This is a genomic window from Mesorhizobium sp. WSM4312 (assembly GCF_002294875.1).
Taxonomy (GTDB): domain Bacteria; phylum Pseudomonadota; class Alphaproteobacteria; order Rhizobiales; family Rhizobiaceae; genus Mesorhizobium.
In genome coordinates, this window is sequence record NZ_NSFU01000004.1 from 170,906 (window position 1) to 197,161 (window position 26,256).

Below are 26,256 nucleotides of genomic sequence, written 5' to 3' on the forward strand. Positions count from 1 at the left end.
CAGAGGAAAGATCCAGACATGACCTATCAGAATTATTCGCTGAAGCAGCTTCAGCAGATCGACGCAGCGCATCACCTCCATCCCTTCACCGACCACAAGGAATTGCGTGAGGCGGGTTCGCGCATCATCACCCGCGCCAATGGCCCGTTCATCTACGATTCCGAAGGGGTGGAACTGCTCGACGGCATGGCCGGCCTGTGGTGCGTCAACATCGGCTATGGCCGCGACGAACTGGCCGAGGCCGCCTACGCCCAGATGAAGGAACTGCCTTACTACAATTCCTTCTTCAAATGCTCGACGCCGACGCCGGTGCTGTTGTCCAAGAAGCTGGCCGAGATCGCCCCGAAGAACGTCAACCAGGTGTTCTACGGCTCCTCCGGCTCGGAAGCCAACGACACCGCCTTGCGTCTTGTCCGCCACTACTGGGTGATCGAGGGCAAGCCCGAGAAGAACCGCGTCATCTCGCGCAAGATGGCCTATCACGGCTCGACCATCGCCGGCACCTCGCTCGGCGGCATGGACGCCATGCACAAGCAGCTCAACGGAGCGGTGCCCAACATCGTGCATGTGATGATGCCCTATGCCTATGAGCTGGCGCTGCCGGGCGAGAGCGACCATGATTTCGGCCTGCGCGCGGCCAAATCGGTCGAGGACGCCATCCTCGAGGCCGGGGCCGACAAGGTCGCGGCCTTCATCGGCGAGCCGGTAATGGGTGCGGGCGGCGTCAAGATCCCGCCGGCGAGCTACTGGCCTGAGGTGCAGCGCATCTGCCGCAAATACGATGTGCTGCTGATGCTGGACGAGGTCATCACCGGCTATGGCCGCACCGGCGAATGGTTCGCGGCACAGACCTTCGGCATCGAACCGGACACCATCACCACCGCCAAGGCGCTGACCTCGGGCTATCAACCGCTGTCGGCGCTGCTGGTCGGCGACCGCATCACCTCGACGCTGGTCGAGAAGGGCGGCGAGTTCAACCATGGTTACACATATTCCGGCCACCCCGTGGCCTGCGCGGTGGCCTTGAAGAACCTCGAGATCATCGAGCAGGAAGGCCTGGTCGATCGTGTCAGGAACGAAACTGGGCCTTATTTCGCCAAGGCGCTGCAGGAGCGTATCGCCGGGCATGATCTGGTCGGCGAGGTACGCTCGATCGGGCTGATGGGCGCGATCGAGATCGTCAAGGACAAGGCGACCAAGGAACGGTTCCTGCCGTCGGGAAGTGCCGCGGTGACGGTGCGCGACCATGCCATCGCCAACGGCATGATGCTGCGCGCCACCGGCGACACGATGATCCTGTCGCCGCCGCTGATCTGGACCCGCGACACGATCGACATGGCCTGCGAGCGGATCCGCAAGGCGCTGGATCTGGCGCAGGCCGATCTGCGCAAGCGGTAAGGCGAACCTCGACCGGGCGTTTCTTCAGGGGAACGCCCGGCCTCGAGAAACATGCTGCCCGATGGGGAACAAACGTTATCCTCCGCGCGTAGTGTGTCCGGCAGCAGCCATCCGGCCGCGACAAGGGGTTCATTTCCATGACAAAAACCGGCAAGAGCCGACGCGCGCAAGAAGCAGCCAGCATCGGCGCTGACCTGATGCTGGCGCCGCTGGTGGCGATGATGCGCCTGCCGTTGATGGCCATGGACAGCGGCAGCAGCCAGCCCTGGAGCACCGAAACCGCGCGTGCGGTGAACGAGAAGACCGCGGCAATCGCCGAGGGCGCGTTCGCGGCGCAAATGTCCTTCCTGCAATCGGCATCGCGATTCTGGCCGGAACTCCTTTCCGGTCGCACGCCGTCGCTGTTCAACGGCGTCGCGGCGGAACGGTCGATCAGCGCCGCGCTCAAGCCCGCCAGCCGCGCGGTGAAGGCGAATTTTCGCCGGCTGTCGTCAAAGGCTTGAAATAGACCCTGCGGAACTTTGATTTTGCGCATTGTCGAAATCATGGTCTAGAACCAATCGGTATAAGCACCGATGGGGGGACATCATGGCCGGACAACCGCTCAACCAGCCGGCTGAAATCCCGGCCGAGCTCGACCGCTGGAATTGGGGCGCCTTCTTCCTCAACTGGATCTGGGGCATCGGCAACAGCACCTTCATCGCGCTGCTGGCACTGATCCCGGTCGTCAACCTCGTCATGATCTTCGTGCTCGGAGCACGCGGCAGCCGCTGGGCCTGGCAGAACCGGGCCTGGCGCGACGCCGAGCAGTTCCGCAAGACGCAGCGCAACTGGGCAATAGCCGGCCTGGCTGTCTGGGTGCTCAGTATCGGGGGCTGTGCGACGGCGGTCGGCAGCATCCCCTTCATGTTCAAAGGCAGCGACGCCTACCACATGACCATGGATGCCGTGCGTTCCGATACCCGCGTCAAGGCTGCCATTGGCGACGACGTGACCGACAATTTCTGGGTCGGCGGCCATCTCAACGTCAGTGCGAACGGCACGGGCGACGCCCAGTTCAGCATTCCCGTCCACGGCGCCAAGGGCAAAGCCACCGTGTTATCCCGTCTGATCCGCAATGCCGGCACGTGGAGCATCCGCCTGCTTGTGGTCAGGGTCGATGGAGTGGACGCGCCGATTGTGCTGACCAACGAAGATCATGTGCCAATCCCGAACGCGGCGATCGGAATATAGACATCGGGGAGAAGTGGGTGCGGCAGAAATGCAAAAACCGCGCTCCATCGGGAACGCGGCTTTGCCAGATACGCATGGCGTTTCGCTACGCAAACACTTGGCGAAACTTACGGGCTCCGGTACGCGAGACCTGATCCGGAGCGCCGGGCGGATGCGATATGTCCGCCTCGCAGTCCGTTTTATAGGGACATCGTTACCGCAGAGTTATCGAGAGCTTAAGCAAATCTAAATTTGCGGTTCTTCTGCCGGGTTGATCTGGAAAAAACCCATCAAATCCGCTGGTTACGCTGGGTTGCCCCTGAGAAAATTAATTATGCCGGAGAAATCGGCGCCGCCGTACCCCTGGGCGTTGAACAGGGCGTAGAGCTGTGCCGCCTCGGCGCCAAGTGGGGTCACCGCGCCCGCGCTCAGTGCGGCTTCCTGGGACAATTTCAGGTCTTTCAGCATAAGGGCAGCGGCGAAGCCCGGCTTGTAATCCCTGTTGGCGGGTGAAGTGGGCACCGGACCGGGCACCGGGCAGTAAGTGGTCAAGGACCAGCATTGGCCCGAAGAGGTCGAGGCGACGTCGAACAGCGCCTGATGCGACAGGCCGAGCTTTTCGGCCAGCACGAAGGCCTCGGCGACGCCGATCATCGAAATGCCGAGGATCATATTGTTGCAGATCTTCGCCGCCTGGCCGGCACCGTCGCCGCCGCAATGGACGATGCGCCCGGCCATCGGCTTCAGGATCGGCTCGGCGGCGGCGAAGGCATCGTTGGAGCCGCCGGCCATGAAGGTCAGCGTGCCGGCGGTGGCGCCGCCGGTGCCGCCCGAGACGGGCGCGTCGATGGAGAGCAGGCCTTGCCTGTTGGCGAGAGCGTGGGCCTTGCGCGCCGACTCGACGTCGATGGTCGAGGAATCAATGAACAGCGCATTTTTCTTTGCCTTGGGGGCGATGTCTTCATAGACCGACAAAACATGCTTGCCGGCAGGCAGCATGGTGATGACGACATCGGCATCTTTGGCCGCCGCGACGGCGTTAGCCATCACCCTCACGCCATGCTCCCTTGCGACCGTAAGGTTCTCCGGCATGAGATCGAAGCCTAGAACCACATGCCCGGCCTTTGCCAAGTTGGCGGCCATCGGATTGCCCATGTTGCCGAGGCCGATGAAGGCGATCGTCGTCATTATGTACCTCCAGTCTTTTGTCTCAGCGTCCGATCAACGCGCGCGCGATAATGACGCGCATGATCTCGTTGGTGCCTTCGAGGATCTGGTGGACGCGCAGGTCCCGCACCAATTTCTCGACGCCGTAATCGTGCAGATAGCCGTAGCCGCCGAGCAGTTGCAGCGCATCGTTGGCGACGTTGAAGCCGGCGTCGGTGACGAAACGCTTGGCCATGGCAGACCATTTGCCGGCGTCCGGCGCCTTGCGGTCGAGCTTGGAGGCGGCGGCATAGAGGAAGATGCGCGCTGCCTGCAGCTCGGTCTCCATGTCCGCCAGCCTGAACTGCAGCGCCTGGAACTGGTTGATCTTCGAGCCGAAGGCCTTGCGCTCGGCGGTGTAGGACAGCGCCTTGTCGAGCGCCGACTGGGCGCCGCCCAGCGAACAGGCGGCGATGTTCAGCCGGCCGCCATCGAGCCCGGCCATGGCGATGCCGAAGCCGGCGCCTTCACCCGACAAGAGGTTTTCCGCCGGCACCTTGCAGTCCTCGAAGATGACCTGGCGGGTCGACTGCATGTGCCAGCCCATCTTGTGCTCGTTGGCGCCGAAGGAGAGGCCAGGCGCATCTTTCGGTACGACGATGGTGGAGATGCCTTTCGGCCCGTCGGCGCCCGTGCGCACCATGACGGCATAGACATCGCTGTCGCCGGCGCCCGAGATGAATTGTTTGGCGCCGTTGAGGACATAGTCGCCGCCGCTCTTGACCGCGCGCGTCTTGAGCGCCGCGGCATCCGATCCGGAGCCCGGCTCGGTCAGGCAATAGCTCGCCAGCCATTCCATCGAGGTGAGCTTCGGCAGGAAGCGCTGGCGCTGCTCGTCGTTGCCGAAGCGGTCGATCATCGAGGCCACCATATTGTGGATCGAGATGAAGGACGAAAAGCCCGGGTCGGCATGTGACAACGCCTCGAAGATCAGCACGGCGTCGAGGCGGCCGAGCGCGGAGCCGCCGACATCGTCCCTGACATAGATGCCGCCGAGGCCGAGCGGCCCGGTCTCGCGGATCACATCGGCCGGGAAATGCTTCCTGCGGTCCCAGTCGAGCGCATTCGGCGCGACGCGGTCGGCGGCGAAGGCTTGCGCCATCTCCTGGATGGCGCGCTGTTCCTCGTTGAGTTCGAACTGGCTGGTGCTCGCATCGACCGCGGCGTCCATGGCGTTCTCTCCCTATATGCCAGCTGGCCCGCTGGCCTGTCGTTTTTGGCTTTGCGCGCGCATCAATCTAGACCAATGATGCCGCCGCGCAACCCGAGCCTCCGCGGAGCGGCTGTGCACCAATGCATGTCCGGAGCGAGATGTGACGACAAAATTCGATGAGCTGCTTCGGCAATTCCACGCCTATCTCACTTCTGTGGACAATGCCCTGGTGCGCGACGCCGTGGCCCGCATCGGCTGGGACATGCCGGCCCGCGCGCTGGAGCCGCATAGGATCAGCTGCGTGCGCCATCTCGACCGTGCCGCCGAACTGGCGCCGCCTGCCGCCAAACCATTGGTGCAATGGCTGGCGGAGCATCGCAACGGATTGCACTGGGGGCAGACCTACACCGAGGCGGATTTCAGCAAGGCCTTCATCGACAATTATGGCTGGCTGGAAGTGTTCGGTACGCGCGGCCTTTTCGCCAATGACGAAGTGGCCGCCGGCCTGCTGATCCTTGGGCCAGACATTGTCTATCCCGACCATCATCACGTCGCCGAGGAGATCTACATTCCGCTGACGGGCGGCACGGAATGGCGCATGGGCGAGGGCGGTTTTCGAGTGCGGGAGGCGGGCGAGGTCGTCCACCACGCCTCGAATGTCAACCACGCCATGCGAACCGGCACCGAACCGCTTTTGGCGCTCTACATCTGGCGCGGCGGACCACTGGCGCAGAAATCCACTATCACTGGACCCGCCACGCAGGGCCGAATCTGATGGCCAGGGCAATCATGCTGCAAGGCACCGGTTCGGATGTCGGCAAGACGGTGCTGGTCGCCGGCCTGTGCCGCGCCGCGAAGAAGCGTGGCCTGAAGGTGCGGCCGTTCAAGCCGCAGAACATGTCGAACAACGCCGCCGTCGCGGATATTCCGGGCGACAACAACCATGGCGGCGGCGAGATCGGCCGCGCGCAGTGGCTGCAGGCGATCGCTTGCGGCGTGGCACCATCGGTCCACATGAACCCGGTGCTGTTGAAACCGCAGACCGATGTCGGCGCCCAAGTCATCGTGCAGGGCAAGGTGTTCGGTGAGGCGCGCGCGCGCGACTACCAGGCGCTGAAGGCCAAGCTGATGGATGCCGTACTCGACTCCTGGGGCAAGGTCGGCGAGGGCGCCGATCTGGTCATCGTCGAGGGCGCGGGCTCGCCGGCCGAAATCAACCTCCGCAGCCGCGATATCGCCAATATGGGCTTTGCCACGCGTGCCGACGTGCCGGTTGTGCTGGTCGGCGACATCGATCGGGGCGGTGTCATCGCCTCGGTCGCCGGCACGCATCTGATCCTGCCGGAAGAGGACCGGCGCATGATCGTCGGCTATCTCATCAACAAGTTCCGGGGCGATGTTTCGCTGTTCGATGACGGTTTGAAGGCGATCGAGAAATTCACCGGCTGGCGCTGTTTTGGCGTCGTGCCGTGGCTGAAGGCGGCGGCGCGGCTGCCGTCGGAGGATTCGGTGGTGCTCGAGCGGCTGGCATCAGGCGAGGCGCGGGCGCTTAAAATAGCGGTGCCGATGCTTGGCCGCATCGCCAATTTCGACGACCTCGACCCGCTCAAGGCCGAACCGCAGGTCGAGGTGGTGTTCGTGCCGCCTGGGAAACCGCTGCCGGCCGATGCCGGGCTGGTGGTCATTCCCGGCTCCAAATCGACGATCGGCGATCTCCTGAAATTCCGCGAGAATGGCTGGGACCGGGATCTTGCCGCGCATCGCAAGCGCGGCGGCCATGTCGTCGGCATTTGCGGCGGCTTTCAGATGCTTGGCCGCAGGGTGCGCGATCCCGACGGCATCGAAGGCAGCATCACCGAGGCCGAAGGGCTTGGCCTGCTCGATATCGAAACGGTGATGGAACCGGAGAAGACGGTGCGCAATGTCAGCGCGCATTCGGTCCAGTTCGACCTGCCGCTCGAAGGCTACGAAATCCATCTCGGCCGCACCACCGGCCCGGACACGATGCGGCCGTCGGCGATCATCAATGGCGTTGCCGACGGTGCGATCTCGGCCGACGGCAAGGTGTCAGGCACCTATATGCACGGTCTGTTCGGTGCCGACGCCTTTCGCGGAAAATTCCTCGAAAGCCTCGGCATCAAGGGCGGCGGCATCGACTACCGCGCCGAAGTCGAGCGGGCGCTGGACGACGTCGCGGCCGAGTTGGAGACCCATCTCGACTGCGACGCGATTTTTTCGCTGGCTAGGTAGGACCTATGCCCTTTCCCCGGCCTTCGGCCAGTAGGTGCCGAACGACCAGACATTGCCTTCCGGATCACGGCAGATGAATTCGCGGCTGCCATAATCGCGCTCGGTCAGTTCCTGGATGATCGTGGCGCCGGCTTTCCTGGCCCTGGCATAGGCGGCATCGGCATCATCGACGGCGATATAGATCGACTTGCCGCCACCGGTGCCGGGTTCGCCGACCATCTTGCCGTAATCGTCATCGCGCGCGCTGCCCAGCATGATCATCGAGGTGCCGAAGACCAGCTCGGCATGGTGCACGACATCGCCTTCACCATAGCGGGCACGGACGCTGAAGCCGAAGGCTTCGCAGAGCCAGTCGATCATTTTCGCCGCGTTTTTGTAACGCAAGGCAGGGTAGAGGCGAGGGGCTTCAGTGGCGGTGGGCATGGGAACCTTCTTGATCTGAGTTGGCCGATAACCCACTCTGTTCCATGGCCGGTCCAGCGTCTTGAAGAAATGTTACCTGACCGAGAGCGCCGTCGGCGCGTCGCCTGCAAGGTCGCGGAATTCGCGCACCATGTGCGCCTGGTCGGCATAGCCGCAATCGGCGGCGATATCGGCCCAATCGGCGGTCTGCCGCCGTGACAGGCCGAGCGCCCGGTTGAAGCGGACGATGCGCGACAGTGTCTTCGGACCGATGCCGATCGCATTGGAAAAGCTGCCGGCGAGATGCTTTCGGCTCCAGCCCAGTTTTTCGGCGATGGAGGAAATGCGGACCCGGCCGCCGGAAGCGATGATGCGGTCATACGCCCAGGCGATTTCCAGCGGCGTTTCGGCGGCGCGCTCAAGCCGGGCGGTGACGAAGGTTTCTGCAAGGTCGAAACGCGATGCCCAGTCCGACGCATTACCGAGCCGTTCGCGCAGTGCCGTCCCCTCGGCGCCCAGCACGTCGTCGAGGACGACCATGGTGTCGGTGAGTTCGCTCATCGGCAAGCGGAAGAAACGGCGCGCTCCAAGCGGCGTGAAGTTGACCTGGATGCAGCAGGCGGCGCCGAAGGATTCGATCATCACCGGTCCGGCAAAAAGCCCGGCGGCGAAACTGGCGAAGCGGTCATTGTCGCCAGGCGTCCTGCCGAGGCCGATGGCGAAAGGCTCGGCGAAGCTGATCACCAGCGGCACGGTCAGTGATGCGTATTCGACATTGCGGAAATGGCCTGCCGCTGTTTCGCGATAGCCACAAATATCGGTGACGATGCCGTCAAGCGCCGGATCAGGAAGACGCCGGCGCATCTCGAAGCGCCCTGCGACGGAGCGGTCCTGTTCCTCCCGGCGCTGCATCTCGATCGGCATGGCCATCCTTCCGCCGGGACAAATCTATCAGCCGTCGGCCGGAATCAAAAGCGCCCGGCTTTTGGCCGGGCGCTCTCCGTCCCCACTTCAAGGGAAACCTGTCAGGCGCCGCGCATCAGGCAGCCGGCGGCGAGCACGATGTAGGCAATGAGAACTATCCACACCGATGCGAGCGGGATGAACGCAAGAAGGCCAAGCGCGGCGAGAATGCCGATGATGGCGATGACCAGGGAAATGATGAAAACGATCTGGGTAGGCGCGCTGAGATTCATGTGTGGCTCCTCCAACATGATTCGAACAGCGCCATAGTAACAGGCGCGTGATCACACACCAATCAGGACACGCAGCGGGTTGGCCGGATCGGCCAGCAGCTTTACGGCCAGCGCCAGGCAGACGATCACCAGCAGCGGCTTGATCAGTCTGGCGCCGATGCGCATGGCGAGGCTCGCGCCGACGCGGGCACCGAGGAACTGGGCAACGCCCATCATCAGGCCGATCTTCCAGGAGATGACGCCGACAGCGGCGAAGACGATGAAGCCGCCGATGTTGGAAGCGAAGTTGAGCAGCTTGGTGTGCGCCGTCGCCTTGAGCACGCCGTAGCCGGCAAGGGCGACGAAGGCCAGCATATAGAAGGAGCCGGCGCCCGGACCGAACAGGCCGTCATAGAAGCCGATCGCCGGCACCAGGGTCAGTCCGAACAGGAATGGCGACAGGCGCTCGGCCCGGTCGACATCGTTCATGTTGGGCTTGAGCGCGAAATAGAGGGCGATGGCGATCAGCACCAGGGGCAGCAGGGCGCGCAGGAGATCGCCCGGAACGATGGTGGCCAGCAAGGCCCCAATGACACCGCCTGCAGCCGCCAGCAGCGCCGACGGCAATTGCCGGCGAAGATCGACATGGCCCTTGGAGGCATAGTGGATGGTCGCCGAGCCGGAGCCGAACATGCCTTGCAGCTTGTTGGTCCCAAGCGCTTCGACCGGCGAGAAGCCGGCAAGCAAAAGCGCCGGAATGGTGATCAGCCCACCGCCGCCGGCAATAGAATCGACAAAGCCCGCCGCAAAGGCGGCGAAGGCGAGCATGACGATTGTCTGGGTGGTGAGATCGATCATCTGATGTGAGGAGGCGTCCGGTCGGCGGGATAACGCGTTCGACCACGACAGCCCTGTTTGCGCAAGGCCGATTCCGCGCTACCTCTATCCAAGCGCAATGCGCTTGGATTTGGTTAACCCGGAAAGAGACCCTGATGGCATTCGCATTGCTGGACCAGATACGCTCCATCTTCGACGGCGACCCGGGCGTGCGCAAGGTTGCCGACGATCCTGTCCTGTCGGCGGAGCTGCTGATGCTTTTCCGTATGATCCTGGCCGACGGGACGGTCAGCGAGAGCGAGATGGTTGCCTTCCGGCGGATCTGCAAGGACGCCTTCGGCATCCAGGAAACCAGCATCGACGCCGTCATCGAATATCTCAACGAGTTCGGCTACGAGACCAATGGCTCGCAGGCGATCGCGCTGTTTCGCGACCTCGATGTCGAACGGCGCAAGCAATTGGCCCAGCACATGGCTGAGATCGCCAAGGCGGATTCGCAACTGGCCGAGAGCGAGGTGCGCCTCTTGCGCCGCACGCTCGACCTGCTCGACATCAGCCCGATCGATGTGGTGAAGCCGGAAGAGTAGGTTCTTTCACCCGCTCAGCCTTGCTCTTGCATCTTCCGGGCGATCGCCCGATGCAGGTCCGGCGCGGCAGCGACGAGCGCCTGTGCCGCTTCTGATTGCGGATGATCGAGCACCTCGGTCGTCTTGCCACGCTCGACGATCTTGCCGTCATGCATCACCAGCACCTCGTCCGTGATGGCGCGGGCGACAGTCAGGTCATGGGTGATGAAGAGATAGGCGATACCGAGTTTTTGATTGAGCTCGGCGAACAGATCGAGGATTTGCGCGCGGATCGAGACATCGAGCGCCGAGACCGGCTCGTCAGCGACGACCAGCTTGGGGCGGGTGATGATAGCGCGGGCGATCGACAGGCGCTGGCGCTGGCCGCCGGAAAATTCGTGCGGGTATTTATCCATGTCGCGCTGGTCGAGGCCGACCTCGTGCAGCGCATGTGCAACCATCTCGCGGCGCTCGGCGCGCGTCGGTTTTTTCTCCAGCACGTGCAGCGGCTCGGCAACCAGTTTCTCGACCTTCTGGCGCGGATCGAAGGAGCCGTATGGGTCCTGGAAGACAACCTGCATGTCGCGCCTGGCGGGTTTTAGCTCGACTTCGCTCTTGCCGGTAATGGTCTCGCCGCGAAACCGGATCGTGCCCGAACTCGGTCGATCCAATGCCAGGATCATGCGGGCGAGTGTTGACTTGCCGCAGCCGGAGCGGCCGACCAGCGCCACCGACTGGCCCGGCTGCATCGACAGCGAGACATCGTCGACGGCGCGGATAGGGGCTGCCCGTTTGAGCAGGGAGCTGCGCCGCCCGGGGTAGTCGCGGGTCACGCCTTCGACCTGGATCAGGGGCTTGCCCTGACTTGTATCGTGCGTTCTGGCGCGTGCCGGCACATGCATCGAGGCCTGCGCCAGCTGGCGTGTGTAGGGGTGGAGCTGTTCGGACAGCGTGCGGGCGGTGTCGCCGGCCTCCATCACCTCGCCGCGGCGCAGGATGGTGATGCGATCGGCCATCTCGGTCACCACGGCGAGGTCGTGCGAGATCAGGAGCAGACCCATGCGGCTCTCCGCGACAAGGTCGCGCAGGAGGTCGAGGATCTGCGCCTGCAGCACCACGTCGAGCGCCGTCGTCGGCTCGTCGGCAATCAAGAGCTTCGGCTTCAGCGCGCATGCGATGGCGATGACGACGCGCTGGCGCTGGCCACCGGAGAGTTCGTGCGGATAGCGCGACAGCGGGAATTTCGCTTGCGGCAGGCCAACGCGGTCGAGCATTTTTCGCGCCCGCTCTTCGGCCGCCGCGCGTGTGACCTTGGTATGCCAGCGTATGCCTTCGGCGACCTGCTCGCCGATGGTCTTCACTGGATTGAGAGCTGTCATCGGCTCCTGGAACACCATGCCGATGTCGTCGCCGCGCAGCGCGCACATCTGGTCCTCGGTTGCCGCCAGGATGTCGATGCCGTCGAAGGTGACGCGCCCGGTGGCGCGCGCTGCATGCGGTAAAAGCCGCATCGCCGTCAGCGCGGTCATCGACTTGCCGGAGCCGGATTCGCCGACCAGCCCCATCACCTCGCCGGGGGCGACGGAAAGCTCCATCCCCTTCAGGATCTGCGTGTCGCCGATGGTCAGCGACAGACTGTCGATTTCCAGCAGGCTCATCGCTGCCGCCGCGATTTCGGGTCGAGAATGTCGGCGATGCCGTCGCCCAGGAGATTCAGGCCGAGCACGGTGATGACGATCGCCATGCCGGGAAAGATCGCCATCCACGGCGCCACCACCATGCGCGTCTGGGCGTCGAACAGCATGCGGCCCCAGCTCGGCATTGGCGGCTGCGCGCCGAGGCCGAGATAGGAAAGCCCGGCTTCGGCCAGGATGCCCAGCGCGAACTGGATGGTGCCTTGCACCAGGAGCAGCGTGGCGATGTTGGGCAGCACGTGTTCGATCGATATCTGCGTGCTGCTTTTTCCCGCGGCGCGCGCGGCCAGGATGAACTCGCGCGGCCAGATCGCCAGCGCACCGGCGCGGGCGACGCGGGCAAAGACCGGGATGTTGAAGATGCCGATTGCGATGATGGCGTTGACGGCGCCCGGCCCGAAGATGGCTGTTATCATGATGGCCGACAGCAGCGCGGGAAAGGCGAACACGAGATCGTTGACGCGCATCAGCGCCTCGTCGACGAGGCCGCCGCGCGCGGCGGCAAAAGCGCCGAGCGGCACGCCGACACCCATGCCGATGCCGACCGCGACCAGCGCCACGGCGATCGAATTGCGGGCGCCGACCATGATCATCGACAGGATGTCGCGGCCGAAATGGTCGGTGCCGAACCAGTGTGCCAGCGAGGGGCCTTGCGTCTTGTCGGCTATGATCAGCTTCGTCACATCGTAAGGCGTCCAGAGGTAGGAGATGACAGCCATCACCAGGATAAGCACGGTGATGACGAAGCCGGTGACGAAAGCCGTGTTCCGGAACGCCTTGGCCAGGATGCCGCTGAGCGTCTCCTCGGGGATGTCGATGTGCAGGGTCATTGCCGGCTTCTCAGGCGTGGATCGACGACCGCGTAGGAAAGGTCGACGACGAGGTTGACGGCAATGACGGCGGCGACCAGCAACATGACGACGCTTTCGACGACGATCAGGTCGCGCTGGGTGATCGCCTGGAACACCAGCCGGCCGAGACCAGGCAGATAAAAAACATTCTCGATGATGATGGTGCCGGCGAGCAGGAAGGCGAATTGCAGGCCAAGAATGGTCAGGACCGGGATCATGGCATTGCGCAATGCATGCCGCCACAGCACGGTGCGATAGGGCAGGCCCTTGGCGCGGGCGGTGCGGATATAGTCCACGTTCAGCACCTCGATCAGTGCCGAGCGGGTGACGCGCGCCAGGATGGCCGCCTGCGGCAAGGCAAGCGCCACCGCCGGCAGCAGCAGCGATTTCAGCGCTGGCCATATGCCGGCGCTCCAGCCGGGAAAGCCGCCGGCAGGCACCAGCCGCAGCCAGACGGCGAAGACATAGATCAGCATCAGCGCGAACCAGAAATTCGGCACGGCAACGCCAAGCTGTGCCGCGCCCATTGAAATCGTGTCGCCGGCCCGGCCGCGCCGGCTGGCGGAAAACAGGCCGACCGGAATGGCGATGATCGTGGAGAGTGCAAGCGCGATCAGCGCCAGCGGCAGCGAGACGGCAAGCCGTTCACGCACGAGATCGATGACCGGCACCGAATAGGTATAGGAGCGGCCGAAATCGAGGCTGAGCAGGCCGCCGGCCCAGTGCAGGTAGCGCAAGAGCAGGGGCTGATTCAGCCCCATCTGGTTGCGCAAGAGTTCGACCTGGTCGGCGCTGGCGTTCATGCCCAACATCAGCCGCGCCGGGTCGCCCGGCAGGATTTCCAGCACGGCGAACACCACGATGGAGGCCAGCACCAGCGTGGCAAGCGAGATGGCGAGGCGCTTGAGGAGGTAGGCGGTCATGGACACGGGACGAGAGAGGTATCGTCATCCTGGGGCGAAGCAGGAGCGAAGCTCCGTCGCGTAGACCCCAGGATCCATTCCGTAACAGAGGTCGAACAGCGCGACGGTCCAGAACCAGCCTCGCGCCTCACTGTTTCCACTGCAACGTCTCCCAGATTCTGCACCGCGAGGGCGCTCGTAAATCACGGAATGGATCCCAGGGGCTGCACAGTCGCTGCGCGCCTGCTCCGCCCCAGAATGACGAAACGAACCTCACTCGCTCCACTTCACCTTGGTCAGGTCGTTGGCAGGTATCGGTGCGCTTTCCCACAACCCTTGCAGCTTGGCGTCCCAGACCCCGACCTTGGGCAATTCGTAGAGGAAGCCGACCACGGCATCGTCGGCCAGAATCTTCTGCGCCCGGGCATATAATTCCTTGCGCTTGGCCTCGTCGGACGTCAGTTCCAGATCTGCGATCACCTTTTTGAAGGTGGGGTTGTCGTAATTGAAGTAGTAGTCCTTGCGGGCATAGATATCGATGTCGTTGGGCTCGGTATGGGAGACGATGGTCAGATCGTAATCCTTCTTGGTGAACACCTGGTCCAGCCACTGCGCCCACTCGACGGGGATGATCTCGAGGTTGATGCCGACATCGCGGAGTTCCGAGGCGATGATCTCGCCGCCGAGCCGTGCATAGGTCGTCGGCGGCAGCTTCAACGTGGCCTTGAAGCCGTTCTCCAGTCCTGCTTCCTTCAGCAGTTGCTTGGCCTTGGCCACGTCGTGCGGATAGTGGCCGGTGAGGTCGACATAATATTTGTTGGCCGGCGACATATGCGAGCCGATCGGCAGGCCGAGCCCGGCCGAGGCGCCGTCGATGATCGCCTTGCGGTCGAGCGCGTAGGAGATCGCCTGTCTCACCTGCAACTTGTCGAAGGGCGGCTGCTTGTTGTTGATCGACAGGATGGTCTCGCCTTCGGTCGCGCCGACCACCACCTTGAAGCGCGGATCATCCTTGACCTGGGAGACGCTGTCGGGATCGAAGAAGGGGAAGGCCTGTATGTCGCCGGAAAGCAGCGCCGGCACCGCCGCCGCGGCATCGGGAACGATGCGGAACTCGACCTTTTCGAGGAAGACAGGGGCGCCCCAGTAGTGATCTGATTTCAGCAGCGTGATCGATGAGCCCTTGGCCCAACTCTCGAACTTGAACGGGCCGGTACCAACAGGCTTTTCCTTGTTGGTGTCGGCGGATTTCGGCGACACGATCACCGCGTCGCCCCAGCCCATATTGTAGAGGAACGAGCCTTGCGGGTGGGTCAGCGTCACCTTCACGGTGGCGGGGTCGACCACGTCGACCTTGTCGATGGCGGCAAAGAGCTGCTTTTGCGCGTTGACGGAGTTTTCCGCGCGGGCACGGTCGAGCGAAAACTTCACGTCGTCGGCGCTGAAATCGGCGCCGTCGTGGAATTTCACGCCGGTGCGCAGCTTGAAGGTATAGACCTTGCCGTCATCGGAAATGGTCCAGCTTTCGGCGAGATCCGGCAAGACTTCGCCATTGGGGCCGATCCGGGTCAGGCCCTCGAACACATTGGCGTAGGTGACCTCCCTAATTGCCGCGGCCGCTCCCGCAGTCGGGTCGAGATGCGGGGGTTCAAGCGGAATGCCGATGACGAGATCGGTCCGGGCGGCAAACGCCGAAGTGGCGGTTGCGACCGCCAGCACGGCAGCGGCCAGAAGGGTCTTCCAAAGTTTCATCGCTGAACTCCCCATATGCTCAAATGCTCAAGCCTGGGGATAGAAGCGTGATTTCGCACGGGAGTAAATTGCGTTTCGTGCTGTCGCGCCGCGCCAGGAGAAATGTTTTTGCGCCGCGGGCCGATCATCCGGTTGTGCCGCGCAGCAGCACGTTGAGGCCGATCGCCATCACCTTTGCCGATTCCACCATGTCCTCTATGCCGACCCACTCGTCCGGCCGGTGGGCGAGATCGAGAATGCCGGGCCCATAGGCGATACAGTCGTAGATGTGGCCGATGCGGGCAATGTGCTTCTGGTCGTAGGTGCCGGGCGAAATGACGTAGTCGGGCTCGCGGTCGAAGATCGCATGAATGCCTTGCGCCACCGCCCTGACCACCGGCGCGTCGCGCTCGGTCATCAGCGGCAGCACTTCCATCAGGTCGCGGATCTCGTAATCGAACTTTTTGCGCTCGCGCTTCAGCCGCTCGAGAATGCCGGTCACTTCGCCTTTGACCGTGGCGAGGTCTTCCTCGAGCAGGAAGCGGCGGTCGATGGTCAGCCGGCAGGAATCGGGCACGTTGGGCGAGGGCAGGCCAGGCCGGAAATCCTCGGTCTGCCCGCCATGGATGGAATTGACGTTCATGGTCGAGCGCCTGGCGCCCTCGGGGACGACCGGCATGCGCGTCATCTTGCGGTCGAGCGCCGGGAACAGTTCGTCCTCGAAAGCTTGGAGCACGGCACCCATATGGCGCACCGCATTATCGCCGAGAAACGGCATCGAGCCATGCGCGATCTCGCCCTTGGTCTCGATCTCGGCCCACCAGACGCCGCGATGGCCAAGGCAGATGCGGTCCTTGTTCAACGGCTCGGGGATGATGACGTGGTCGACCCTGGGTTTGGAGAAATAGCCGAGCCTGGCCAGATGGGCGACACCGCCAAAGCCGCCGGACTCCTCGTCGACGGTGCCGGATATCTCAATGGCGCCGGGAAAGTCGGGATAGACCTCCATGAAGGCTTCGGCGGCGATGATCGACGCGGCCAGGCCGCCCTTCATGTCGCAGGCGCCGCGTCCATAGACCCTGCCGTCCCTGACGATGCCGGCAAAGGGATCGACGGTCCAGCCGTCGCCGGCCTCGACCACGTCGATATGCGAGTTGAAGTGGACGCAGGCGCCGGGCGACCGGCCGTCGAAGCGGGCCACGACATTAACGCGCGGGTAGCGATCAGTGTCGCCGGGCGTGCCTTCGGCGCGAATGAATTCGGTTTCAAAACCACGCTTCCTCAGCCGCGCGCCGACATATTCGGCGCATGGCCGGTAGGCCTCGCCGGGCGGATTGATGGTCGGGAAACGGATCAGGTCAGCGGTCAGCGCGACGACATCGTCGCGCCTGTCATCGATTGCTTGAAGGAGTCGCTCGTTCATCAGGGGAGTTGAGCAACGAACGACGTTGCATTGCAAGCCCGCCGGCAATCAAGCCGGTGCGGCGTGTCGTTGCGGCAACTATCGCGGGAAATCGTTCAAATTCGCTGCTTTGGATTGGCGAATTGATCAAGGAGTGTGTGCTAGCTGTTCACTGCCATTAAAAAGGTGAAAAACAACGTGATGGCAAGAAGGCAAGGGGCAATCAAAGGGGTGTGATCGCATGAGGAAGTTCTTTCTCGTAGCAGCGGCGATGTTGGCAACCGCGCTGTTTGGTACGCCGTCCGCAAGTTACGCGGCAATGTTGGAAGCAAATATCGACGTGTCGTCGCAGACGATGACGGTACGGTACGGCTCGGAGGTCTATCGCTGGGTCGTGTCGACTGCCCGTCCGGGCTATTTCACGCCGCGTGGCACGTATCGGCCGCAGCGGACCGCACGGATGTGGTATTCGCGCAAATACGAAATGTCGCCGATGCCTTATTCGGTGTTCTTCCATGGCGGCTATGCCATTCATGGGACGGGCGCCGTCAGGCAACTCGGCCGTCCGGCCTCGCATGGCTGCGTGCGGCTGCACACGGCCAATGCCGCGACGTTCTATGCCATGGTGCGGGAAGTGGGCTTCGGCAACACGCGCATTGTCGTGACGAACTAGCAGCACGCGCGAATTCTCGTTGCCGGGCCGGAGCCCGGCGCGAGACATTCCACTGACGGCAACAACAATCGGCCAAGGTTTACCTGTTCCGAGATTGAGGGCTATTGCCGAGGGATAAGGGGTGTGCTTTCCATGCCAATGTCTGACTGAGGACAATTGGCAGTATCGGGCGGTTTGAATTATTAGGAGTAGCTTAAATATTGCCGGCTGATCAATCGGTTCGCCGGAAATCTGCCGTTGCGTGCCGTTTGCTGGAATTGACAGATGCATCCCCAGTCACAGATGGACGATCGTCTTCCCAGTCGGCCCGCCGGGGTGCTCATTCTTGGCGGGGCGCACGGGACGCTGGCGCTGGCCAGAAGCTTCGGCGCTCGGAAAGTGCCTGTCTGGCTGGTGAGCAACGACACGCCGTTGCCCGGCTTTTCGCGATATGCCCGGCGGACAATGACGTGGCCCGGCCCCGACGATGGTGGTGCCGTCGCCTTCCTGCTCGATCTGGCCAAGGTTCATGGGCTGGGCGGTTTTCTGCTGATCGCCGGCGGCGATCCAGAAGTTCGCTTCGTATCGCAATCGATCGACCGGTTGTCCGCCGCGTTCGACGTGGTGCTGCCGCCTTGGGAGCAACTGAAATGGGTCTGTGAAAAGCCGCTGCTGTATCGCCGGGCGGGCGAACTGGGGCTTGCCGTTCCACTGACCTATGCGATCAGTTCGCTCGAGCAGGCAGAGGCAGCCGAACTTCGCTTTCCCGTGATCCTGAAGCCGAATATGGGCGGGCGCAGCCGTTTTGCGCGTGCCAAGGCCGTTCTCACCAATGACAGAGCAGCGTTTTTGGCAGCCTATGCCTGGGCTGCCGAAGAGATCGGCAGCGACAATGTCGTGGTTCAGGAGATGATACCGGGCGGAGGCGAGGGCCAGTTCTCCTACGCGGCGCTCTGGAATGAGGGCGCGCCGGTGGCGGAGTTCACCGCCCGCCGTACACGGCAATATCCGGTCGATTTCGGCTACACCAGCACCTTCGTGGAGGTGGTCGACGAACCGCAATTGATCGACGCCGCGCGCCGGCTGCTTGGATCGATCGCGCATCACGGGCTGGTGGAGGTCGAATTCAAGCGCGATGCGCGCGATGGCTCGATGAAGGTGCTCGACGTCAATCCACGGCCCTGGACATGGTTCGGGCTGGGTGCCGCCGCTGGCGTCGACCTCGGCGCCATGCTTTGGGCGATCCAATCGGGCCAGCCGGTAAAGACAGCTTCAGCGCGGCCCAACACGTCGTGGATGTATCTGGTCCGGGATATTGTGGCGGCCGGCCGGTTGATCTCGAGCGGCCGGTTGGCAAAACTCGCCTATTTCAGTTCATTCGCCAAAGTACGGGCATGGGCGACATTCCAGGCGAATGACCCGATGCCTGGCCTGATCGACGTGCCGTTGACGGCCTGGAGAGTGCTGACGCGACGGATACTTTCCGCAATCTTAACCGGGAAATGTTTAGGACGGCGGCGTGACGGAGTGAGTTCCACGGCTGCAGAACCAGACAGGCGAGACCGCTGACATGACCGTTTTCACGCCCAGGACCGACTGCGAGGTGGCCGTGATCGGCGCCGGTCCTTTTGGGCTGGCCGTGGCTTCCGCCCTCAAGCGAGCGGGCGTCGATACGCTTACCCTCGGCGGCGCGATGTCGTTCTGGCGCGACCATATGCCGAGAGGCATGAGGCTGCGCTCGCCCTGGCACGCGACCTATATCGGCCACACCAAAGGTCCGCTCTCGCTCGATTCCTATGCCAAGGTCCTTGGAATCTCGCCACGCGAACCGCTGCTGCTCGAAAACTTCGTCGACTATGGATTGTGGATCCAGGCCCAGACGGTTCCGGATCTGGATACCCGCAAGGTGGACCGCGTCGAGAAGGCGAATGGCGGATTTCGTCTGGCACTGGCCGATGGCGATGCCTTGAAGGCGCGTCGCGTCGTGGTTGCCACCGGCCTGATGAACCAGCAACTGATCCCCGCTGTCTTCAACGGCATCCAAAAAGAACTTGTCAGCCATGCCAGCGACCATACTGGTTATGAGGCCTTCCGCGGCAAGCGCGTCGCCGTCATCGGGCGTGGGCAAAGCGCCTGCGAATCCGCCGTTCTGCTCAAACAAAACGGGGCCGAAGTCGAGCTCATCTGCCATGGCGACATCCATTGGCTGGGCTATCGGGCGCTGTCGGGAAAGCAGAGCTGGAGCCTGCGCGACTTCCTGTCGGAGCGGCTCGCATCGCCGTCCAGGGTCGGTCCGTTCCCGATTTCCTGGCTGGTCGAGGTCCCGGGCTTCGTGCACCGGTTCCCGGAGCCAGCCCGGGCCGGACTCAACAGGCGCAGCCTCGGTGCCGGTGCGACGGGCTGGCTGAAGCCGGATTTCGACGGGATAGAGATCAGGGCCGGCAGCAGGATGATCAGCGCATCCGCCAAGGACAATGGCATCGAACTGCGGTTCGAGAAGGATGCCGCCACCTTCGACCACGTCCTGCTCGGCACGGGCTACCGGATAGATATCGCCAAGCTCGGTCTGTTCCCACCCGCCATGCTTGCCCCGATTGCGCGCCGGGAAGGGTTGCCGCTGCTTTCCGCCGGGTTCGAATCCAGCATCCCGGGCCTGCATTTCGTCGGCGCGAGCGCGGTCGACAGCTTTGGCCCGCTGATGCGGTTCACCGCCGGCACGCCGTTCGCCGCGCGCACCGTCTCCCGTTTCATTCAGAGGACGAGAGACAGACGTTACGCTGCCTGAAGCTGGAAGACCGCGTAGTCGATGGTGCGGACCGCATCGAGGAAGCCCGGCATGGCCGGCACGGACAGTTCCCGGAAAATACCGGTGTCACGGATGGCGGGCCTTGCCCAATCGATGGCGCGGTGGCTCGAGCTGCCATAGACGATGAAGCAATCCCGCGGGTGGCGTTCGAGCGACGATATGAGATTCTTCAAGACGATATCGAAGACGTCCTGTGAGAAGGGATTGTAGAAATAGACCACCAGGGGCACTTGCGGAAAATCGTAGGCCGCCGCATCGGTCTCGACGACGCTGAGCGCTCGGCATCGCTGCGACGGGTCGCGGAAACGCTCGATGTTGCTTCGGGCGATGTCCACCAGTTCGCGGGCGAACTCCACGCCGATGATCTCGGCGAACGGATATTGCGAGGCCAGCAACAGCGTTCGCGATTTTCCGGAGCCGATGTCGATGAATGTATGGGCATGGAGATCGCGTGGCAGCGACTTCATGATGAAGTCGAAGGTTCTGGGCGACGTGCAGACGGCTTCATTGCCCATGGCGCGGTGCGGGCCGACGACATTGAGGGCGCCGAGCTGGATCGAGCCGGCCGTATCGACGCCGTGCCGGCGATCCCATTTGCGGGCGAGACGGTCGGCGAGCATATGCCTGATGTTGCGCTGGACAAAGCCAAGGCTTGCGCCGAGCCCATGCCGGCGGATGACCTTAGCGGCTCCAGCAGGCCATGCTGTCGGAGATAGGACCATGCCCGGCCAAGACGGCCGAAGGAACGATCTTCGAGGCCATCCCGATCCAGGCGCGGCATTTCGATATTCGTCATGCCACGGGCTCCATCCCAGTCGATGAACATCTCGGTGGGGTATGTGCGCTCTCGTCGTTTAAGATTCCCTGACCAGCGACGTTACGAATGTCTGGATCGCGGCCCATCGGTACCGGAAATGGCAGGCGCCAAACACTTCAGGGGTCAGCTGTTCGCGGCCGGCGCCTTTGCCTGCGGCTGCTTTTTACGCCGCCAGTTGCTGATCTCCCACCTTTTGTGGAACCACATCCACTGGCCGGGATCCTCGCGCACCCAGCGCTCGACCACGTCGTTCAGCATCTGGGTGGTGGCGTGGACGTCGACGCTGCCGTCGGCGGTGCGCGGCAGGACCAGTCTGTCCTCGATCTCGAGGCGGAAGCGGTTGCCTGGCAATCTGATGCAACGCGCAGGATAGACGTCGCAGTCATAGTGACGGGCAAGCGTGCCGAGCACACGGTTGCTCTGGCAGGGGCGGCCGAAGAAGGTCGTGTCCAGGCCATTGGAGAATTTCTGGTCGACAAGGACGCCGATATTGCCGCCGTTTTCCAGCACCCCGGCCAATGCGAAGGAAGCGCCGGCCATCGACGGCAGCAGCGCCCCCATGGTCGAGCGCCGCGTCGAGAGGATGTAGTCGGCAAGGTAGGGGTTGTTGGGCGGGCGAAACAGCGCCGTGATATTCATGCCGAAGGTCGCCGCCGCCACCGGCAGCAGCTCGAAATTGCCGAGATGGCCGGTGAAGACGATGTGCGGCTGCTTCTCCGCGGCGATCTCGACGAAATGCTCTATTCCCTTGACCTCGACGCGGCCGGGCGTGCTGGCGGCCGGGTCATAGTCGAACAGGGCGTCGAGGAAGATGTATTCGGCGGCAAGGCGGGCCATGTTGCCCCACATGTCGGAGGCAATAGCCTGGATTTCGTCCTCGCTCTTTTCCGGATAGGCCTTGCGCAGATTGTCGATGGCGACCCGGTGGCGTCCGACCCTGGGACCAATGAAGCGCGCGACGCGGTCGGCGAAATTCAGCGCGCTGTCGACCGGCAGCAGGCGCAGCACCGAAATGATGATCATCGCCGCACGTGCGACCAGCCAGTAGTTCAGCTGGCGCAGCTGCCTGCCATAGCGAAACCTGAGATCGCGGCGAAACTTCTTGAGCACCGAAGTCAAGGCCTCAGGCGACGCGCAGGATGATCTTGCCGAAGACGTCGCGGCCTTCCATGCGCTTCAGCGCTGCGTCGATATCGTCGAAGCCGACTTCGGTGTCGATGACCGGCGCGACCTGTCCCGCCGCCATTTTCTGCATGGCGTTGGCCATGTTCTCCATGCGGCAGCCGAAGGAGCCGAGCAGCTTCAATTGCTGCTGGAAGAGCTGCATCAGGTTGATCTGCGTCGAAACGCCCGAGGTCGAGCCGCAGGTCACCAGGCGGCCGCCGCGCTTCAGGCACAGCATCGAACCGGCAAAGGTGTCGGCGCCGACATGTTCGAAGACGACATCGACGCCCTTCTTCTTGGTCAGCTTGCGCACGACGCCTTCGAAGCGGTCTTCGCGGTAGTTGATGACCTGGTCGGCGCCGAGCGCCTTGGCCTTGTCGATCTTGTCGTTGGAACCGACCGTGGTGATGATGGTGCAGCCCATCCGCTTCGCCAGCTGGATCGCCGCCGAACCGATGCCGGAGCCGCCGGCATGGACGAGGATGGTTTCGCCGGGCTGCAATCTCGCATTGTCGAACAGCATGTGCTCGACCGTGCCGAAGGTGACGGGGGCCACCGCGGCGCCGATATCGCTCACGCCGGGCGGGGCGGGGACCAGCAGGCGCGCCGGCAGGTTGATCTTCTCCTGGGCAAAACCGTCGAGATGGAAGCCGTGGACGCCGGAAACATGTTCACAGAGATTGTCGCGGCCTTCGCGACAGGCGCGGCAAAGGCCGCAAGTGCGCGCGCCGTAGATCGACACCAATTGCCCGGGCAGCAGGCTGGACACGCCGGGACCGACCGCCTCGACCTCGCCGGAGGCCTCGGCGCCGACAACCAACGGCAGCTTGCGCTTGGCGAAGGCCATGCCGCGCCAGCCCCAGACGTCGATATGGTTCAGCGCCACTGCCTTGATGCGCAGCGTGACTTCGCCGAGTGCGGGTGGCGGGGGAGGCGGCAGGTCCACCGTCTCAAGACGGCGATCCTCGATAAGTTGCAATGCGCGCATTGGGCCTGTCGGTTCAGTGGGGCTGAAAAAGGTCGCTTAGACCGGTTCCCGCGCCATGACAAGGCAAGTGTTCTGGCCGCCGAAGCCGAAGGAGTTCGACAGAACGCTGCGAACCTCGGCGTTGCGCTTCTTGTTCGGCACCACGTCGAGCACGATCGCCGGGTCGGGATTGTCGTAGTTGATGGTCGGCGGAATGACGCTTTCGCGCATCGTCATCAGCGAGAACGCCGCCTCGACGGCGCCCGCCGCGGACAGTGTGTGGCCGATCATCGACTTGTTCGACGAGACCGGCATCGAGCCGATGCGCTCGCCGAACACTGTCGACAGCGACAAATGCTCCATCTTGTCGTTTTCCGGCGTCGAGGTGCCATGGGCGTTGACGTAGTCGATCTCGTCCTTGCTGAGGCCCGCATCCGCAAGGGCGGCGCGAACCGCCGCGATTGCCGGCGAACCGTCAGGTTTGGAGCGGGTGCGGTGGAAATCGTCGGCCTTTTCGCCGCAGCCGCGCAGGATGCCGAGCACGGTCGCGCCACGGGCCAGGGCTGCTTCCAGCGATTCCAGCACCAGCGCGCCGGAGCCCTCGGCCAGCACGAAGCCGTCGCGGTCCTTGGAGAACGGCTTGGAAGCCTTTTCGGGAATGTCGTTGTGGGTCGACAGCGCCGACAGCAGCGAGAAGCGGATCAGTGCCTCGGCGGTCGCCGAGCCGTCGGCGCCGATCGACAGCGCCCGGTCGCATTCGCCGCGGCGGATCGCCTCGACGCCGAGCTGGATGGCTGTGGCGCCCGAGGCGCAGGCGGTCGACAGCGTGATCGGCAGGCCGCGCGTGCCGAACCGGTCGGCGAGCCGGTCAGCGATCGAGCCGAACTGGGTGGTCTCGAAGATGTCGAGTTCCTTCAGTCCGCGCGCTACCCGCAGCAGCCTTTCGGCGCCGGCGTCCTGTTTGTCGGAATTGTAGAGCGAGAAGCGTTCGTGCCAGTCGAGCTCGACCGGCGGCGAGGCAAGGAAGAGAGGCCCACCGAAATCGCTGGAATCAAGGCCGGATTCGGCCACGGCTTCATGCGCGGCGGTTTCGGCCAGCTCGTAGGTGAGGGGGCTGGCGCCCTTCGAGCTTGCGTCCAGAAAGTCGACCATGCCGGAAATGCGGGTGTTGAGGTGGTCGACCGGAAAGCGGGTGATCGGGTGGATGCCCGACTTGCCCGAAGTCAGCGCCGCCCAATTGTCAGCCTTGCCGACGCCAAGCGAAGTCACCACGCCGATACCGGTGACGGCGACGATCGGCCTGCCCATGTGATCTCTGAAATTGGTCATCGGAGCCCTCGAGCGGTTTATCTCTGCAGCATGGCAGCATGGCGAGTGCCCGCCTTACGCTGATTTGACCAGCGCCATGCCTTCGAATTGGTGATAGCCGATCGCCGTTGCAAGGACGCTTGCGGGAATGCCTTCGAACGGCTTCTCGGCCGCGGCATCAAAGACGGGGTAGGCGGCCTTACGGTCAACGGCGAGTGCCGCCAGCGCCACGGCGAACGGAAACTGCGCTTCCTTCATGTGCCCGGTCAGCGTCGAGAAGCCGCGCGCGGCGATTGTCTCGACGGCATCGAGCGCTGTTTTCTCGGCAGTGGTTGCGGCATGCGCGCCGGACGCGCCCGACATGGCGAGCAGTCTGCCGTTCGGCAGCGCCGCCTGGCTGAGCAGTCCGGCGATTTCGGCGTCGAGTTCTCCGCGCGACCGCCTGGCCCGGCCGGAGACGACCGGTCCGAGCTCGGCATAGATCTTGCGCCCACGGCTCATTGCGTGGTCGCGCTGTTCCAGCACCAGGAAGGCGCCGCCGGAGCCGGAGACCACGCCGCCACCCTCGGCACCCTGCCTTTGCCAGACAGGCTTCCAGGGGCCGCGATGCAGATAGCCGGCAAGCTCGTAGCCGAGCAGCATATCGGAATGTTCGGTCTGGAAGGCGCCGCCGACCAGCACGTGCGTCGACTGGCCCGAGCGGATCCGCGCCGCGGCCGTCTCGACGGCGGAAACGCCGGCCCCTTCCTCGCCCATGAAGGTGCGCGAGGAGCCCGTCACCTTGTGGACGATGGAGATGTTGCCGGCGAGAAGGTTGGAAAGCTGGGCCAGGAACAAGGTCGGCCGCAATTCCGTGGTCAGCTTCTCGTTGAGCAGTACATCGCGGTCGTTGCGGCTTTCCGAAGCGGCGAGGATGGCGGCGTCGACCGCCTCGTCTCGCTCGCCGCCGCCGGCGGCCACCACCATGTCCATGGTCGTGCAAAGCTCGTCATTGCCCTTGATGCCGGCATCGTCGAGCGCCAGGCCGGCGGCATAGGTGCCGAGCCGTTGCCATGTCTCCATCTGCCGCTGGTCGCCGCGCTTGGCGATCTGCAGGTTCCAGTCGATCTCCGGCAGCGGATGAACGGTATAGGGCGCGAAGCGCGCGGTTTCGAGCACCGGCCGCAGGCCCGGTTGCGCGAGCTTCTGCCAGTGGGCGTCAGGGCCTTCTCCCAGCGAGGAGACAAGGCCGATACCAGTGATGACGACGTCGCGGGGGTTACTCATGGGCGGCTTTGTGGGTCAGGCGGCAAAGCGCGTCAAGGTCACGCGCTCAACTGACGTCAGGCGGTCTTGGCGGCGACGAGCGCGTCGATCTTGGCGCACAGGTTCTTCATGACGAAGTAGTCGTCGGTCGAAGCCTTGCCGTCATTGACTTCCTGGGTCCACTTTTCCAACGGCACCTTGATGCCGAATTCCTTGTCGATGGCAAAGACGATGTCGAGGAAATCGAGGCTGTCGATGCCGAGATCGTCGATCGTGTGGCTCTCGGGCGTGATGGTGTCGATATCGATCTCGCTGGTGTCGGCAATGATCTTGGCGACTTTGTCGAACGTGGTGGACAAGGGCTTTTCCTTCTTTGCGGGCGGAATCTGTCCGCATCCTGTTTGGGCGCTGTCTAATCGGTTTTTCCCGGCAGGAAAAGGCCTGATAGTCCGGGCGCAGATGGGAAGCGTGCCCAAGAAACGCAAGAAGGGCCGCCGGTCAACCCGGCGGCCCTTCCC

The 26,256-nt window shown here is 63.5% G+C and carries 26 protein-coding genes; 9 read left to right on the forward strand and 17 right to left on the reverse strand.

Annotation, left to right across the window (positions count from 1 at the left end):
- Positions 1-18: 18 nt before the first annotated feature.
- From CK228_RS07890 to CK228_RS07900, 3 genes are all read left to right on the forward strand, one after another.
- Positions 19-1,398 (forward strand): aspartate aminotransferase family protein, encoded by a 1,380-nt coding sequence (locus CK228_RS07890; protein WP_095772931.1) that lies wholly within the window; start codon positions 19-21, stop codon positions 1,396-1,398.
- Positions 1,399-1,595: 197 nt separating this feature from the next.
- Positions 1,596-1,901, forward strand: coding sequence for a hypothetical protein (locus CK228_RS07895; RefSeq protein ID WP_245318123.1), 306 nt, complete (start codon positions 1,596-1,598; stop codon positions 1,899-1,901).
- Between the two features lie 85 nt (positions 1,902-1,986).
- Entirely contained in the window at positions 1,987-2,631 is a 645-nt protein-coding gene (locus CK228_RS07900) for a cytochrome c oxidase assembly factor Coa1 family protein (protein ID WP_095787445.1), read from the forward strand.
- Positions 2,632-2,913: 282 nt separating this feature from the next.
- Here the strand turns inward: CK228_RS07900 and mmsB are convergent, their stop codons facing one another.
- Together mmsB and CK228_RS07910 are read right to left on the reverse strand one after the other, a co-directional pair.
- Positions 2,914-3,798 (reverse strand): 3-hydroxyisobutyrate dehydrogenase, encoded by an 885-nt coding sequence (mmsB, locus tag CK228_RS07905; RefSeq protein ID WP_095787446.1) that lies wholly within the window; start codon positions 3,796-3,798, stop codon positions 2,914-2,916.
- 22 nt (positions 3,799-3,820) lie between these two features.
- Entirely contained in the window at positions 3,821-4,987 is a 1,167-nt protein-coding gene (locus tag CK228_RS07910; protein ID WP_095787447.1) for an isobutyryl-CoA dehydrogenase, read from the reverse strand.
- 142 nt (positions 4,988-5,129) lie between these two features.
- Here CK228_RS07910 and CK228_RS07915 point away from each other — a divergent pair, with 142 nt between their 5' ends.
- Positions 5,130-5,744 carry a dimethylsulfonioproprionate lyase family protein gene (locus CK228_RS07915; protein ID WP_095787448.1) on the forward strand — a complete coding sequence of 205 codons (615 nt, stop codon included), beginning with the start codon at positions 5,130-5,132 and terminating at the stop codon, positions 5,742-5,744.
- The gene (locus tag CK228_RS07920) at positions 5,744-7,219 is read left to right on the forward strand and encodes a cobyric acid synthase (RefSeq protein WP_095772924.1); all 1,476 of its coding nucleotides are present in this window, start codon (positions 5,744-5,746) and stop codon (positions 7,217-7,219) included. Before CK228_RS07915 ends, CK228_RS07920 begins: the two co-directional genes overlap by 1 nt.
- Positions 7,220-7,222: 3 nt before the next feature.
- Here CK228_RS07920 and CK228_RS07925 read toward each other — a convergent pair whose 3' ends face one another.
- From CK228_RS07925 to CK228_RS07940, 4 genes are all read right to left on the reverse strand, one after another.
- A complete protein-coding gene (locus CK228_RS07925) occupies positions 7,223-7,642 on the reverse strand; it encodes a VOC family protein (RefSeq protein ID WP_095772923.1) in 420 nt (139 codons plus the stop codon).
- 72 nt (positions 7,643-7,714) lie between these two features.
- Positions 7,715-8,545: an AraC family transcriptional regulator gene (locus CK228_RS07930; protein WP_095787576.1), complete on the reverse strand. Its 831-nt coding sequence runs from the start codon at positions 8,543-8,545 to the stop codon at positions 7,715-7,717.
- A gap of 101 nt (positions 8,546-8,646) precedes the next feature.
- Positions 8,647-8,817, reverse strand: coding sequence for a hypothetical protein (locus tag CK228_RS07935; RefSeq protein WP_095787449.1), 171 nt, complete (start codon positions 8,815-8,817; stop codon positions 8,647-8,649).
- Positions 8,818-8,868: 51 nt separating this feature from the next.
- A complete protein-coding gene (locus CK228_RS07940; protein ID WP_095787450.1) occupies positions 8,869-9,654 on the reverse strand; it encodes a TSUP family transporter in 786 nt (261 codons plus the stop codon).
- A gap of 134 nt (positions 9,655-9,788) precedes the next feature.
- Here CK228_RS07940 and CK228_RS07945 point away from each other — a divergent pair, with 134 nt between their 5' ends.
- Complete coding sequence (locus CK228_RS07945; protein WP_095787451.1) at positions 9,789-10,220, forward strand: TerB family tellurite resistance protein; 432 nt, start codon at positions 9,789-9,791, stop codon at positions 10,218-10,220.
- A 14-nt stretch (positions 10,221-10,234) separates the two neighbouring features.
- On the opposite strand, the gene CK228_RS07950 is transcribed toward CK228_RS07945, so the two are convergent.
- The 5 genes from CK228_RS07950 to CK228_RS07970 form a co-directional block, all read right to left on the reverse strand.
- The gene (locus CK228_RS07950) at positions 10,235-11,857 is read right to left on the reverse strand and encodes a dipeptide ABC transporter ATP-binding protein (RefSeq protein ID WP_095787452.1); all 1,623 of its coding nucleotides are present in this window, start codon (positions 11,855-11,857) and stop codon (positions 10,235-10,237) included.
- Positions 11,854-12,723, reverse strand: coding sequence for an ABC transporter permease (locus CK228_RS07955; RefSeq protein WP_095787453.1), 870 nt, complete (start codon positions 12,721-12,723; stop codon positions 11,854-11,856). Before CK228_RS07955 ends, CK228_RS07950 begins: the two co-directional genes overlap by 4 nt.
- Positions 12,720-13,667 (reverse strand): ABC transporter permease, encoded by a 948-nt coding sequence (locus tag CK228_RS07960; RefSeq protein ID WP_095787454.1) that lies wholly within the window; start codon positions 13,665-13,667, stop codon positions 12,720-12,722. The genes CK228_RS07955 and CK228_RS07960 overlap by 4 nt, the downstream gene beginning before the upstream one ends.
- A gap of 252 nt (positions 13,668-13,919) precedes the next feature.
- On the reverse strand, positions 13,920-15,398 hold the full coding sequence (locus CK228_RS07965; protein WP_095787455.1) for an ABC transporter substrate-binding protein: 1,479 nt from the start codon (positions 15,396-15,398) through the stop codon (positions 13,920-13,922).
- 124 nt (positions 15,399-15,522) lie between these two features.
- Positions 15,523-16,800, reverse strand: coding sequence for an acetylornithine deacetylase/succinyl-diaminopimelate desuccinylase family protein (locus CK228_RS07970; protein ID WP_095772918.1), 1,278 nt, complete (start codon positions 16,798-16,800; stop codon positions 15,523-15,525).
- Between the two features lie 220 nt (positions 16,801-17,020).
- Between CK228_RS07970 and CK228_RS07975 the strand changes: the two genes are divergently transcribed.
- The 3 genes from CK228_RS07975 (at position 17,021) to CK228_RS07985 (ending at position 20,216) form a co-directional block, all read left to right on the forward strand.
- A complete protein-coding gene (locus CK228_RS07975; protein ID WP_095772917.1) occupies positions 17,021-17,452 on the forward strand; it encodes a L,D-transpeptidase in 432 nt (143 codons plus the stop codon).
- A 264-nt stretch (positions 17,453-17,716) separates the two neighbouring features.
- Positions 17,717-19,000, forward strand: coding sequence for an ATP-grasp domain-containing protein (locus tag CK228_RS07980; RefSeq protein ID WP_095787456.1), 1,284 nt, complete (start codon positions 17,717-17,719; stop codon positions 18,998-19,000).
- Between the two features lies 1 nt (position 19,001).
- On the forward strand, positions 19,002-20,216 hold the full coding sequence (locus tag CK228_RS07985; RefSeq protein ID WP_095787457.1) for an NAD(P)/FAD-dependent oxidoreductase: 1,215 nt from the start codon (positions 19,002-19,004) through the stop codon (positions 20,214-20,216).
- On the opposite strand, the gene CK228_RS07990 is transcribed toward CK228_RS07985, so the two are convergent.
- From CK228_RS07990 to CK228_RS08015, 6 genes are all read right to left on the reverse strand, one after another.
- On the reverse strand, positions 20,204-20,857 hold the full coding sequence (locus CK228_RS07990) for a class I SAM-dependent methyltransferase (RefSeq protein ID WP_245437991.1): 654 nt from the start codon (positions 20,855-20,857) through the stop codon (positions 20,204-20,206). The two genes, CK228_RS07985 and CK228_RS07990, sit on opposite strands and share 13 nt — an antisense overlap.
- 320 nt (positions 20,858-21,177) lie before the next feature.
- Complete coding sequence (locus tag CK228_RS07995; RefSeq protein ID WP_179295839.1) at positions 21,178-22,164, reverse strand: lipid A biosynthesis lauroyl acyltransferase; 987 nt, start codon at positions 22,162-22,164, stop codon at positions 21,178-21,180.
- Between the two features lie 13 nt (positions 22,165-22,177).
- The gene (locus tag CK228_RS08000) at positions 22,178-23,206 is read right to left on the reverse strand and encodes a zinc-binding dehydrogenase (protein WP_095772912.1); all 1,029 of its coding nucleotides are present in this window, start codon (positions 23,204-23,206) and stop codon (positions 22,178-22,180) included.
- A 36-nt stretch (positions 23,207-23,242) separates the two neighbouring features.
- Positions 23,243-24,514 (reverse strand): beta-ketoacyl-ACP synthase, encoded by a 1,272-nt coding sequence (locus tag CK228_RS08005; RefSeq protein ID WP_095787458.1) that lies wholly within the window; start codon positions 24,512-24,514, stop codon positions 23,243-23,245.
- Positions 24,515-24,568: 54 nt separating this feature from the next.
- Complete coding sequence (locus CK228_RS08010) at positions 24,569-25,759, reverse strand: beta-ketoacyl-ACP synthase (protein ID WP_095787459.1); 1,191 nt, start codon at positions 25,757-25,759, stop codon at positions 24,569-24,571.
- 56 nt (positions 25,760-25,815) lie between these two features.
- Positions 25,816-26,097 carry an acyl carrier protein gene (locus CK228_RS08015; RefSeq protein WP_010909964.1) on the reverse strand — a complete coding sequence of 94 codons (282 nt, stop codon included), beginning with the start codon at positions 26,095-26,097 and terminating at the stop codon, positions 25,816-25,818.
- Positions 26,098-26,256: the final 159 nt, after the last annotated feature.